At 53.8% G+C, this 12,754-nt stretch carries 8 protein-coding genes; 5 read left to right on the top strand and 3 right to left on the bottom strand.

The features are described 5' to 3' along the window. Positions 1–48: 48 nt before the first annotated feature. From CSR04_RS17635 to CSR04_RS17645, 3 genes are all read left to right on the top strand, one after another. Positions 49–663, top strand: a complete 615-nt coding sequence (locus tag CSR04_RS17635; protein WP_102797636.1) for a trimeric intracellular cation channel family protein — start codon at positions 49–51, stop codon at positions 661–663. Between the two features lie 70 nt (positions 664–733). Next, the gene (locus CSR04_RS17640) at positions 734–2,248 is read left to right on the top strand and encodes a YifB family Mg chelatase-like AAA ATPase (protein ID WP_102797740.1); all 1,515 of its coding nucleotides are present in this window, start codon (positions 734–736) and stop codon (positions 2,246–2,248) included. A gap of 203 nt (positions 2,249–2,451) precedes the next feature. Next, entirely contained in the window at positions 2,452–4,338 is a 1,887-nt protein-coding gene (locus tag CSR04_RS17645; RefSeq protein ID WP_102797637.1) for an SUMF1/EgtB/PvdO family nonheme iron enzyme, read from the top strand. 239 nt (positions 4,339–4,577) lie between these two features. Here CSR04_RS17645 and CSR04_RS17650 read toward each other — a convergent pair whose 3' ends face one another. Both CSR04_RS17650 and ilvY read right to left on the bottom strand, forming a co-directional pair. Beyond that, complete coding sequence (locus tag CSR04_RS17650) at positions 4,578–5,429, bottom strand: DMT family transporter (protein WP_216362590.1); 852 nt, start codon at positions 5,427–5,429, stop codon at positions 4,578–4,580. A gap of 85 nt (positions 5,430–5,514) precedes the next feature. Further along, the gene (ilvY, locus tag CSR04_RS17655; protein WP_102797639.1) at positions 5,515–6,372 is read right to left on the bottom strand and encodes an HTH-type transcriptional activator IlvY; all 858 of its coding nucleotides are present in this window, start codon (positions 6,370–6,372) and stop codon (positions 5,515–5,517) included. A gap of 148 nt (positions 6,373–6,520) precedes the next feature. Here ilvY and ilvC point away from each other — a divergent pair, with 148 nt between their 5' ends. Then, positions 6,521–8,005, top strand: a complete 1,485-nt coding sequence (gene ilvC / locus CSR04_RS17660) for a ketol-acid reductoisomerase (RefSeq protein WP_102797640.1) — start codon at positions 6,521–6,523, stop codon at positions 8,003–8,005. A gap of 212 nt (positions 8,006–8,217) precedes the next feature. After that, positions 8,218–12,126, top strand: a complete 3,909-nt coding sequence (locus CSR04_RS17665; RefSeq protein ID WP_102797641.1) for a chitinase N-terminal domain-containing protein — start codon at positions 8,218–8,220, stop codon at positions 12,124–12,126. 112 nt (positions 12,127–12,238) lie between these two features. On the opposite strand, the gene CSR04_RS17670 is transcribed toward CSR04_RS17665, so the two are convergent. Further along, the gene (locus CSR04_RS17670) at positions 12,239–12,712 is read right to left on the bottom strand and encodes a thioesterase family protein (protein ID WP_102797642.1); all 474 of its coding nucleotides are present in this window, start codon (positions 12,710–12,712) and stop codon (positions 12,239–12,241) included. Positions 12,713–12,754: the final 42 nt, after the last annotated feature.

The following is a 12,754-nucleotide window of genomic DNA, read 5'->3' on the forward strand; positions in this document are numbered from 1 at the left end:
CTGCTGGCGGATTAGAGTAAAGGTACCAAATTACACAGGAAAAATGGCATGAGCCATTGGTTGCATTGGATAGATTTACTCGGCGTGGCGGTGTTTGCCATTTCAGGCACCCTGATGGCTTACCGCAAACATATGGACGGCTTTGGTGTGATTGTACTGGCGTCGGTCACCGCCATTGGTGGCGGCACGCTGCGCGATATGATTCTGGACTTACCGGTCTTCTGGGTGCAGCAGCCAGACTTCTTATACGCCATATTAGTGGCTGCCATCGTGACCATATTGTGGCTGCGGGTTACCCATAAGTTTCCCTATCAAACCTTACTGGTGGCCGATGCCCTGGGTATCGCATTTTTTAATATCATGGGTTTGCAAAAAGCCTTGGATCAGGGCACCGGCCCCTTTATTGCCATTGTAATGGGTACCATGACCGGGGTGTTCGGTGGCCTGATCCGCGATGTGATCTGCCGGGAAATTCCATTGGTTCTCAAGGGTGAATTGTATGCCACCACCTGTATCGTGGGCGGCATGCTGTATGTCGCCTGCCTGGCCCTGGGCATACCGGATGTGCCGGCCATGATTGCTGCGATGCTGGCTACCTTGCTGCTGCGTCTGGGCGCCATTCGCTGGCACTGGCAATTGCCGGTCTTTCAGGGCAGCCATTAGCTGTTTGCTGGTCGTTGGCATTCCCACCTACCTGGACTAGGCTTTGAAAAATGCCGCCAGGGAAGACCATATGTCACTTGCCATCGTTCATACACGTGCCAGCGTGGGTATTGATGCCCCGCCAATCCGGGTGGAAGTGCATCTGGCCAATGGTCTGCCAGCCTTTAATATTGTCGGCTTACCCGAAGCATCCGTGCGGGAGTCCAGAGACAGAGTGCGCAGCGCGCTGATCAATTCGGGGTTTGAGTTTCCGGCCCGGCGCATCACCGTCAACCTGGCCCCGGCCGACTTACCCAAAGAAGGTGGCCGTTTTGATTTGCCTATCGCCGTAGGCATTATTGCTGCGGGTGGGCAAATACCCGCCCAGCAACTGGAAAAACACGAACTGGCCGGCGAATTGGCCTTGTCTGGCGAACTGGCGCCCATCAGCGGTGCCCTGCCGCTGGCCTATGCCTGCAGCCAATCAGGCAAAGCCCTGGTACTGCCCGCCAGCAATGCCGAGGAAGCCGGCCTTATCAAAGATATTCAACTGTTCCCTGCCCCGGCATTGCTGCAGGTGTATCATCATCTTTGCGGACAGCAACCTCTGCCGCTGTATAAGCTCCAGACTCTACCCGCTGCCGCTACGGCCCAGCAGGATATGCGCGATGTTATCGGCCAGGCCGCGGCCAAACGCGCCCTGGAAATTGCTGCAGCCGGAGGTCATAACCTGCTGTTCACCGGCCCACCAGGTACGGGTAAAACCATGCTGGCCAACAGGTTGGTGGATATTTTGCCCCCTATGAGCGATGAAGAAGCGCTGCAAACCGCCACCATTCATTCGGTAACAGGAACACCGGTGGATCCGCAGCATTGGCGGCAACGCCCTTTTCGTCATCCCCATCATACGGCATCAGCCATTGCCTTGGCCGGTGGTGGCAGTATTCCGCGTCCGGGGGAGATTTCACTGGCCCATAATGGCGTATTGTTTCTGGATGAATTGCCGGAGTTTGACCGTAAAGTGCTGGACGTGCTGCGTGAACCCCTTGAATCTGGTTACGTATGTATTTCACGGGCTGCTCAACAAGCCAGATTCCCCGCCAGATTCCAGTTGGTTGCCGCCATGAACCCCAGTCCAACCGGCAGTGCCGATGACAAACGCAGTTCCCCGCAGCAGGTGTTGCGCTACCTGAGTAAGTTATCCGGGCCTTTTCTGGATCGTATCGATTTGCAGGTGGATGTACCGCGTTTACCTAAGGGCAGCCTGGGTGATGAATTACAGGACAGAGGCGACAGCAGTGCCAGTATCCGAGCCAGGGTCAGAGCCGCCAGGCAGCGGCAACTGGCCCGTCGCGGTAAAACCAATGTCACGCTGAATAGTAAAGAAATGGCCGCAGATTGTCCGTTGAATAGCCAGGACCAGGTGTTTCTGGAAAATGCCTGCGAGCGTTTGGGTCTGTCGGTGCGCAGCTACCATCGGCTGCTGCGGGTGGCCCGAACTATTGCGGATTTGCAGGACGAACCGGCCATTGTGCGGGCGCATCTGGCGGAGGCCCTGCAATATCGCTCGTTTGATCGATTAATGGCGCAATTGCTGGCTCAATAGGGATAATTTCTGATATCTGTTAGTCAAGCCACAGAATTCCCGTTACTGACACTTGCGCTTTACTTGACAAGTCAATAGCATAGGGCCTTGTTGCGGCATTTTTGCATGCGTGTAAGGCAGCGCTATAGATAAGCACAACGCCGTTTAGAGAACCATAAAAACAACAGCAGTTTGCCAGCTGGCGACCCGTTTGGAATGGAATAATGAAGCGAATAGCACATCTTGCTCTGGCGATGGCTCTGGTATGTCCAGCAGGCCTGATCGCAGCGGAAAACACATCCGTAGAGGAAATCCAACAGCAAATTCAGGCCAACCAAAGCGAATACGACAGCTACCACAGAACGCTGGAAGGTGAGATAGCCAACGCCGCAAGTCTGGAAAGAGATTTGGGCACAATGCGTACTAAAGGCAAAGAGCTGGAGCATACCCGCCAGGTCAGGCTGAACGAAATGAACGTTCAGTACGAGCGGACCATTGAAGATCCCAGTATCGATATCAACCAAGCCAGAGAAGCCTACCTGGCAGCAGTACGGGCGCATAAAGAGAACAAGGACGCGATCACCGCCAAGTACAATCAATGGCAGAGCAAATTATTAGACGTGGAAAAACTGCGCCTGTCCAAACACAGCCTGCTGAACAAAATTGAAAGCCTCAAAGAGAAACTCAATAACGCCAGGGTCGACAGGCTGTTCCGTGAGTTTAACCGTCAGGATCAGGTGCAGGTCAATCATGAAATTACCTGTGATCGCGACGAAACCATAGGTAAATGTACCGAGCGCGGTAAGTTCCTGGCCAAACAAAAAGCCTCCAAACGTTTCCTGGATCAGTTGTATGACGGCCTGACCGAATCCGCAGCAGCCAAGCAGCATCGTCCTTATTCAGAGGCCTACGTACTGCTGCAGCGCAGCGACGTCACTCAGGACGGCTTCAGCGGTGCCGGTAATTACTCAGTACAGATGAATGTTGAGCTGAAGGGCAACCTGAAGCGCACCGAGGGCTGTCAGTTGCTTGGCCTGGATAAGCGTTACTGCGTAGCTGAACGCACCCCACCCGAAGTGGCCAAAGTGGTGACCGTACCGAAAGCAGCAGACGGCAGTGCGCCGGTTGACGAATCCGTAATGTATGAGCTGACTGTGCGCTCCAATGTTTACGACGACGAAGTGTTTATCGATGGCGTCAGCTACGGTTCTACCCGCCTGCAGATTATGCTGCCGGCCGGTCCGCACGACCTGGAAGTGGTAAAACGCGGCTATGAAACCTTCCGCCAAAATATCCAGCTAAAAGAAAGCACCACCATTAAAGTGGAAATGAAACGCGCCCAGTTTGCCTTTAACAAGGGCGAAAAAGTGCAGGACATCCTGAATGGTGATATCCCTGGTCCACAACTGGTAGTGGTACCGGCTGGCTCCTTCCGTATGGGCGATATCAATGGTACAGGTCTGGAAAATGAGCGCCCGGTAGAAACCAAAACCCTGAATAACTCTTTTGGTATTGGTGAGTTTGAGGTGACAGTGGGCGACTTCCGCCGCTTTGTGGAAGAAACCAGCTATGTTACCGATGCCGAGAAAGAGCGCGGTTGCGCTTTCTACGAGCAGGGTGAACCCGTATGGCAGGACCAGCTTAACTGGCGCACGCCAGGTTATGCCAATACCGACAACCATCCGGTGGTCTGTATCAGCCAGCGCGATGCCACTGCCTATGTAAATTGGTTGTCAGAAGCCAGCGGTAACAAATACCGTCTGCCCAGCGAAACCGAGTGGGAATACGCGGCCCGCGGCGGTAAAGAAAGCGATTATTGGTGGGGTGACAGCGTAGGCACTGGTAATGCTAACTGTGGTTGGTGTGGTAGCCAGTGGTCAAATATCAGCGCAGCGCCCGTGGCCTCCTTTGACCGCAACAGCTATGGCCTGTTTGACACGGTCGGCAACGTGTGGGAATGGACAGTATCCAGTGCCTCAAACAATGGTGCCGTAGTACGTGGCGGCGCCTGGAATTTTGCCCCCCGTCTGGCCAGGGTATCTACCCGTATGGAGCTGGACCCCACCTTCCGCGCTAATTACATTGGTATGCGTGTGGTTCGGGAACGTTAAACCAGACACTGATAAAAAAACCGGCTTCGCCGGTTTTTTTATGTCCAGGGATGGACGGTATGTCGATGTTGTAAGGAACATTCATCGACGATGTCCAGGGATGGACGGTATGTCGATGTTGTATGGAACACTCATCGACGATGTCCAGGGATGGACGGGCAGAATAATTGCTCCTGCATTTTCTGCACTTCCACCGTCCTTGGTGGTCGTATGTCGATGTTGTATGGAACATTCATCGACTAGGTCCAGACCACGCAAATAGCTGCAATCACTATCAGCAACAAGCCCAGCTTATCAGCACGGGCCAGTTTTTCCTTAAACCACCAGGCGGAAATCAGCAGGCTGAACAGTACTTCCACCTGCCCCAGGGTTTTCACCAGCGCCACCGACTCCAAACTCATAGCGGTAAACCAACCAATGGAGCCAACACAGCTGCAAAAGCTGATTGTCAGGGTTAATTTCGGCCTTTGCCACAATGCCTTTAAGGTCGCCATATCACGGATTACCAGCCAGGCCACCAGCAACAGTGACTGCAATAAGATCACCAACAGCAGCACCCAGGCCGCACCATGCGGAAAAGGTAACCCGAGTTCCAGACTGGCTTCCCTGACCCACAGTGATGTCAACGCAAAGGCCAGGCCACTGCCAAGTCCCAGGCACAATGTCTGCCAGGACCAGCCCTGTGCGGCGCGAATACCGCTGAGCAAAAATACCGCCACCGCCCCCAGCAACACACCTAGCCAACCCAGCCAGTCTAATGACACGGCAAAAAATGCCACCCCTAAAACAGCTGCCAGAATCGCTTCACTTTTGGCCAGACCAACGCCAATGGCATAATTACGCAGTTGAAACAGCTTAATCATCAAGGCAGTGGCCAGAATCTGCATCAGCGCCGCGCCCAGAATGTAGAGCCCGAACAGGCCACTGAAGTGGGGTTTAGCAACGGGCTGCCACTGATAGAGCACAAACAAATACAACGCCGCCAACGGCCCGGCATAAATAAACCGCGCCAACGTCACCCCGCTAACAGCTACGTCCTGGCTAAGCTGCTTCTGGAAAGCGTTGCGCCAAGCCTGCATAAATGCGGCCATCAGGGTAAAAGGGATCCAAAGCACAACGCACTCCAATGCTTAAAAAGAGCCCGATAATAGCAGCTAAACAGCCTGAGCTGACAAGTCAGATCTGTTGCAGCAAGGCTCTGATCAGCGGTTCAGAAAGACGTTCTTTAAGACAACACAGGCCCAGTTTAAAGGGTTCAATATCGGCCAGGGCAATTATGCTGATCTTATCTGCCAGAATGGATTGCTCCACCACTGGCCTGGGCACAATGCCAATACCGCAGCCCAGCGCCACCATGCTGACAATAGCCTCGTGCCCCGTGACAGAGGCATACACGTTAGGGCGAATGCCGTGCTCGGTCAGCCAGTGATGCACTATGCGTTTGGACGGCCCGGTTTCTGGCAACACCATGGAGACGGTGCGCCAGTCTACCTGCTCAAGCTGAGTCAGGCGCATGGACGCTGGGCAAATCATCACCAGCGGTAAGGTATCCAAATGATGAAAAGCCAGCGCGGGCGGGAAGTCCGGCGCATCTACCGCAATGGCCATATCGGCCTTTCCTGTCAGTACCTTGTCGGTGGAGACCCCTGGGTCGCCGGTGGTCAGTTTAATCTCCACTTGTGGATACAAATGACGAAAACGTGCCAGCAGGGCTGGTAAATGGCTGTAACTGGCCGTCACCGAGCAAAATAGACTAAGCTCGCCAGCCAGTTCCTGACTATGGCGGTGAATCTCACTTTTGACTTGCTGCCAGGCTGTCAGGGTTTGCTGGCTGAACTGCAACATACGGCTACCGGCCGCGGTCAGCTTAACCTTGCGATTGTCCCTGACAAACAGCGCGGCCCCGCATTCCTCTTCTAGGCGCTGAATGGCGCGGCTTAAGGTGGACGGGCTGACAAACAGTGCATCCGCGGTTCTACCAAAGTGCAGACTGGTGGCCAGGTGTTGAAACAACTGCAGGTTGCGAATATCCATAAGTATTGCAAATTATGAAACATATACTTGCGAATATATCATTTTATTCAACAAGCGCCATGACCTATTCTGATTGCAACACAAGTACGTCACTGGCTTGTAAGAAGAAGATTATCGGTTGCCCCGCGGGGTGACCACGGAGAAAGTTATGGCAAATTATTTCAACTCCCTGAATTTGAGACAGCAGTTAGATCAGCTGGGTCAATGTCGTTTTATGGATCGCCAGGAATTCGCCAATGGCTGTGATTTCCTTAAAGGCAAAAAGATTGTCATCGTCGGTTGCGGTGCCCAGGGCCTGAACCAGGGTCTGAACATGCGTGATTCCGGCCTGGATGTGGCTTACGCCCTGCGCCAGTCTGCCATTGATGAAAAACGTGATTCTTATCAGCGTGCCACCTCCAATGGTTTTGAGGTAGGGACTTATCAGCAACTGATCCCTCAGGCCGATCTGGTTTATAACCTGACTCCGGATAAGCAGCACGCCAGCGTGATCGAAGCGGTGATGCCGCTGATGAAGCAAGGCGCCGCGCTGTCCTATTCGCATGGTTTCAACATTGTTGAAGAAGGTCAGCAGATCCGCAGCGATATCACCGTAGTGATGTGCGCGCCTAAGTGCCCGGGTACCGAGGTTCGCGAAGAGTATAAGCGTGGTTTCGGTGTGCCGACCCTGATTGCCGTGCACCCGGAAAACGACCCGCATGGTCAGGGCCTGGATATTGCCAAGGCGCTGGCATCGGCGACAGGTGGTGACCGCGCCGGTGTATTGCACTCATCCTTTGTGGCCGAGGTTAAGTCCGACCTGATGGGTGAACAAACCATTTTATGTGGTATGCAACAAACCGCCGCCATTCTGGGCTATGAGAAGATGGTGGCCGACGGTGAAGATCCGGCGTACGCCGCTGCATTACTGCAATATGGCCTGGAAGCCATTACCGAAGCCCTGAAGATTGGTGGTGTCACCAATATGATGGACAGATTGTCCAACCCGGCCAAGATCAAAGCCTTTGAGCTGTCAGAGCAACTGAAAACCATGCTGCGCCCGCTGTTTGAAAAACATCAGGACGACATCCTCAGTGGCGAATTCTCCCGCACTATGATGCAGGACTGGGCCAACGGTGATGCCAACCTGCTTAAGTGGCGTGAAGAAACAGGTCGTAGCGGCTTCGAGCAAGCGCCGGTTTACCAAGGCAAGATCGACGAGCAGGAGTTTTTCGATAAAGGCATTTTCCTGGTCGCCATGATCAAAGCCGGTGTTGAGTTGGCATTTGACGTGATGGTGGAGTCCGGCATGTTGCCTGAGTCAGCCTATTATGAGTCTCTGCACGAAACACCACTGATCGCCAACACCATTGCCCGTAAGCGTTTGTACGAGATGAATGTGGTGATCTCTGACACTGCCGAATACGGTAACTACCTGTTTGCCAATGCCGCCGTACCACTGTTGGCAGAGAAGCTGATGCCTGGTCTGAGTGCTGAGTTACTCGGTAAGGGTCTGGCCAGCAAGTCGAACAGTGTGGACAACAAAACGCTGGTAGCGGTAAACCAAGCCATTCGCGACCACCATGTTGAACTGGTAGGTGAAGAGCTGCGCGGCTATATGACCGATATGAAGGCCATAGTCGCAGCAAGCTGATAAAACGTTTCTGTCGTTAGGTGCTAACCAAGCCCTTTGCCCGGTCAATTTGACCGGGCTTTTTTATTCCTAATAAGTCATTGCTAGGTTAATTTAATGTAAAAATAATTAGTCCATTATGTTGACTAAATATTGCTCGTCTCCTAGTTTTGTTGTGTTTTGCCAGCCCTGAGGGCCGGTTTTCCACAACACAACACATAGGACAACAACCGATGAGACGAGGATTATTACCAACCGCCCTGCTCAGCAGTGCAGGACTGTTGGTCAGCCACAGCCTGTTGGCGGCACCGGGAACGCCGAACATTGCCTGGATGGAAACTACTTACTCTGCCCCTGCACAGTACACAGTGCAGTGGAATATGTGGTGGGGCAACAATGGCGACACCTGGCATTTACTGGAAAATGGCGCCGTCGTCCATACCGCCAGTCTGACCCCTAATGGCCAGAATGCCCAGAACGGGCAGTTGCAGCTAAGTAAAACCGGCGGCGGCAATTTCGCCTACCAGGTCAAACTATGTGATACCTCGGTCACACCGGAGTCTTGCAGTCAAAGCAATATCACCAACATCAGCGTATCCGGCGGCGCGGTTAATCAGCCCCCCGTGGTAAATGCCGGTAGCGATCAATCTGTTGAAATCGGCAATGCCGCCAGCCTCAATGGCAGCGTGCAGGACGATGGCCTGTCATCGCCTTTGACCAGCAGTTGGGCCAGCCAATCCGGCCCAGGCACTGTGACTTTTGCCGACGCAACCGCTCCTACAACTACTGCAACATTTAGTGCAACAGGTACTTATGTGCTTAGGCTGACGGCTAACGACGGCGAATTCAGCGCTTTTGATGACGTTCAGGTGACAGTGGCCGATGTGGCAGCCAATCAACCACCGGTGGCCAATGCCGGCGCCGACGCCAATGCATCCCCCAATGTGGCGCTGGCACTCAGTGGCAGTTATCAGGATGACGGTAAGAGCGGCCCGGTTACCGAAACCTGGAGCAAGGTATCCGGCCCCGGTAATGTGAGTTTCAGCAATGCCAATGCCGGTAATACCCAGGCCACCTTTGATGCGGTCGGCAGTTATGTGCTGGCCTACACGGTGAATGACACTGAGTTTAGCGACAGCGACCAGTTAAATGTCACTGTTGCCACGGGTCCTGCCCCTGAAGCCCCGGCCACACCAGCCATTGCCTGGATGCCGACAGAGGCTGAACTGACCAATGGCAGCGTGGATATCACGGTGCGCTGGAATATGTACTGGGGTAAAAACGGCAATCAATGGCGACTGCTGCAAAACGGTACGCAGGTACACAGCGCCCCACTTACCGCCAGTGGTAACAGTGCCCAATCAGGACAACATACCGTAACCCTGACCCAGGGCGGCAGCTATAGCTTTGTGGTTGCCCTGTGTAATGTATCTGGCAATCAGGAAGCCTGTACCAACAGCAATGCAGCCACAGTCACCGTAGCCGGTGGGGGCGGTGAACCTATTGTTAATTGTGGTCCCGGCACCGCAGCCGGTTTGTGTTTGCCCTATCGTGCCGATCAGGTCGACCTGTATGTTAAGGGCTGGCCGAATACGCTTGCCATGGGCACCCTGGTAGACAATGACCCGGCTGATAACGCTGAGCTGGCTGCCTCTAAGGTCAATGCTATTTACCAATATGCCGGTGATGGTGTGCGAGGTCAGTTGCTGACGCCTGATGCCACCCGCCAGACTATTGCTCAGGCCAGACAGATTGACAGTCAGGTACGACCGGTCTTGGTAGCCACCACCGCCAATGCCAGCACAGGCACAGATCTGGGCTCTGAAGATATTCTCACCTATGCAAATCTGGTAGTGCATTACCGCAATCTGATTCGCCAGGCGGCACAGATGCAATTGGCCAAAGACGCCAACCATCAACACCCGGCCACCCTGTTGCTGAACGGCGAATTGCTGGGCCAATGGTTTGGAGCACAGAACGACTTTGCCACCTTGTTTGGCAGCCAGGGTAACTGGACACCGGTACAAGTAGTGCAGGCACTGCAGGAAGCCATCAGCCTGGACAGCGGTTATCAATTGCTGGATAACAGCGGCAATCCGCAAAGCCTGGGCAGTTTATACAATCTGAACAACTTGCAAAGCGAAGCCGCTGGCCTGCTCAGCGACGACCTTAAAGGTTGGATCCAGTCCCAACACTTTATTCTGAAGCGCTTCAGCCCAGACGTGCCCTTCGCCTGGGTGGTGAATCTGGAAGGACCAGCCAACACCGCGACATTACAGGCACAGTATTCAGGTCTGCAGGCTGTGTGGAACGGCGCTTCTGAACCTATGGCCGCCTTTATCCACGAGCTGGGACTGTTTGATGACGTCGATTTGCGCCCGGACTTCCTTGCCTTTGACAAAGGTAATGACGATGGTTTCTCGCCAAGTGGCAAAGCGCTGCATGGTTTTGGCCCCCGTCAATGGGAAAATTACCTGAACTATGTACGTCAAATCAGCGACTACTTCGAAGTTCCCGCCATGCTGTGGCAACTGCCAGGCGGCCATCTGGCCACCAATGGCGAAGCCACCGGTAGTTATGATCTGGCAAATCATTCCGCCAGTGCCGGCAGCTACTTTATGGGTGACAAGAACATTGGCACTAACCTGTCGGCGATCCGCCCGGCGGTGCTGAATATCGCCCTGGATGCCAACAACTATGACAACGCTACCAGCGTCGCGGCCTTGCTTGGACAGGAAAGCAACCATGACTGGGGGGTTAGTCGCCTACGTCATGCCGCCTTTGCCAACGTGTTCGCCATTTTGTGGGGCAGCCCCACCAGTACCACCGTGGTGCCACTGGGTAGTCATAACGACAATGGCTGGCTGAAAAACAAAATTGTGGCCTACCAGGATAACGGCGGCGTGCCGCTGTACCATATCGCCGGGCCAAGCAGTTCCAACCCATTAACCTCTATTCCCGCGCTGAACACCGAGTTGGAAAGCATTGAATCTGTGGTGAACAATGAGGTGTTCCTGTATCAGACCCCGTCTAATTCGTGGATCCCATCTACGGTGTACAAGTGGGGCGACTTCCTGTCGGCGCTGAATGCCATGCATAACCAGGGTGTGGGCGATGTGAAGTTCTGGCTGATTGACGAAAACGCCGATGAAGCCACCAACATTCTGTATGCCAAAGTCGCCATTGCGGCCTTCCTGGCACAAAGTATGAAGGAAACCATTCAGTACAATGCCTGCGATGAGAACAACTGGTCAATCAACACCGGCGACCCGGTTAACTATCCGTTGTCTTCGTCTTGTGGCCAGTTACAGCAAGACTACTCGGACTATGGCGTCAATCCCGCCACCGGCAATGACTACCCGTATTCCTGTCCGGTCAATATGAAGATGGAGATGACCGCGGTAACCCATGCCAAATGGTATGGTGCACCAGCCCCGTTGTTTGTGGCTCCGGATAGCGTACTGGAAGAACAAGGCTTACTGGTAAACGGCCATGTAGGTAAATGGAACTACTCTGCAGATTGCAGCGGCCAAACCGGCAGCGCCGATCTGACTAAACAAGCCTGGCTACGTGACGAGTGTAAAGTGTACGACGAGCAAAAAGCCGGTAAATTTATCTGGGACGGCAGCGCCGGTAAGTCAGTGGAAGGCTGTGGCTGGTGGGGTCGTGGTGTGATTCAAACCACTGGCCGCTTCAATTTCGGTAAGCTGAATCACTTCCTGGGTCGCAGCCATGTGGATCCCGACCTGGTCGGTCAGGTGGTTGAAGGTATGCAGGTGGTCGCCGCCCCCAGCAACCCGCTGTACGGCGATATGGACCTGTGCCAAAACCCGGAACTGGTGTGCAGCACCGAGGAACACAAAGAAATCAAATGGATTGCCGGCCTGTTCTACTGGATGAACGAAGTACAGGGCTATGACAATACCGGTGGCCCCTATGAAGGCTGGAACTACTATCAGGAACTGAAGGCTTATGTGGCCGGCGGTTTGCAGGGCAGTGGTTTTATTGATGATATTTCCGGTATCGTCAACCGCGGCTGTCCCGACAGCACCTGCCCCATCAGCGGACCGGTAGACGGTCTGGCTGACAGAAAAGCCAATTTCTTTAAAGTACTGCAAGCCATGGGTCTGAATCCCCAGTAACTGCAAGTCACACCATCACCCGATTAACATCGGGTGATGGTACTTCCCTGCTATGTTTGCCGCATTTTCCGCCATGTGATTTATCGCCGGGCGAACCCTGAATATATCTCCCTTAACCCACCATATAGGTACCAGTACCAAAGGCAATATGCTCACCGTGCTCGTTATGCAATTCCATTCTGCATACCGCCACCCTGCTGCCTTTACGGATCACACTGGCGGTGGCAATAAATTCTTCGCCCTTACCGGGGCGCAAATAATCAACCCGCATATCTATGGTGCCAATCCGCGCCAGCCGCTGCTGAAATTGCTCCAGGGTAAGATCTTCCATGTCCCGCACCACATGCAAAATGGCCATTAACCCACCCACGGTATCCAGCACCGCGGCCGTGACACCACCATGCAGAATTTTCTGGATCGGATTGCCCATCAGCCCGTCGTGCCAGGGTAAACGCACTTCCACACCTTCACCGTCAAACTGACTGATTTGCAGCCCCAGCAAGTGGTTAAACGGCATATGGTCGCGAAATACGCCGGCCACGTAATCCGCCAATTGGCGGCTGTCCAGCAAGGTAGTCTTTTGCATTGTCATTCTTTCTGGTTGGACCTGTTCCCATCATAGCAGCCC

This window comes from Bowmanella denitrificans (assembly GCF_002887595.1).
In the GTDB taxonomy this organism is placed as follows: Bacteria; Pseudomonadota; Gammaproteobacteria; order Enterobacterales; family Alteromonadaceae; genus Bowmanella; species Bowmanella denitrificans.

What these genes read in the sequence shown, in the direction of transcription:
- CSR04_RS17635 (WP_102797636.1), top strand. Translation starts at nt 49, where the DNA reads ATGAGCCATTGGTTGCATTGGATAGATTTACTCGGCGTGGCGGTGTTT.
- CSR04_RS17640 (WP_102797740.1), top strand. Translation starts at nt 734, where the DNA reads ATGTCACTTGCCATCGTTCATACACGTGCCAGCGTGGGTATTGATGCC.
- CSR04_RS17645 (WP_102797637.1), top strand. Translation starts at nt 2,452, where the DNA reads ATGAAGCGAATAGCACATCTTGCTCTGGCGATGGCTCTGGTATGTCCA.
- CSR04_RS17650 (WP_216362590.1), bottom strand. Translation starts at nt 5,429, where the DNA reads ATGGCCGCATTTATGCAGGCTTGGCGCAACGCTTTCCAGAAGCAGCTT.
- ilvY (WP_102797639.1), bottom strand. Translation starts at nt 6,372, where the DNA reads ATGGATATTCGCAACCTGCAGTTGTTTCAACACCTGGCCACCAGTCTG.
- ilvC (WP_102797640.1), top strand. Translation starts at nt 6,521, where the DNA reads ATGGCAAATTATTTCAACTCCCTGAATTTGAGACAGCAGTTAGATCAG.
- CSR04_RS17665 (WP_102797641.1), top strand. Translation starts at nt 8,218, where the DNA reads ATGAGACGAGGATTATTACCAACCGCCCTGCTCAGCAGTGCAGGACTG.
- CSR04_RS17670 (WP_102797642.1), bottom strand. Translation starts at nt 12,712, where the DNA reads ATGCAAAAGACTACCTTGCTGGACAGCCGCCAATTGGCGGATTACGTG.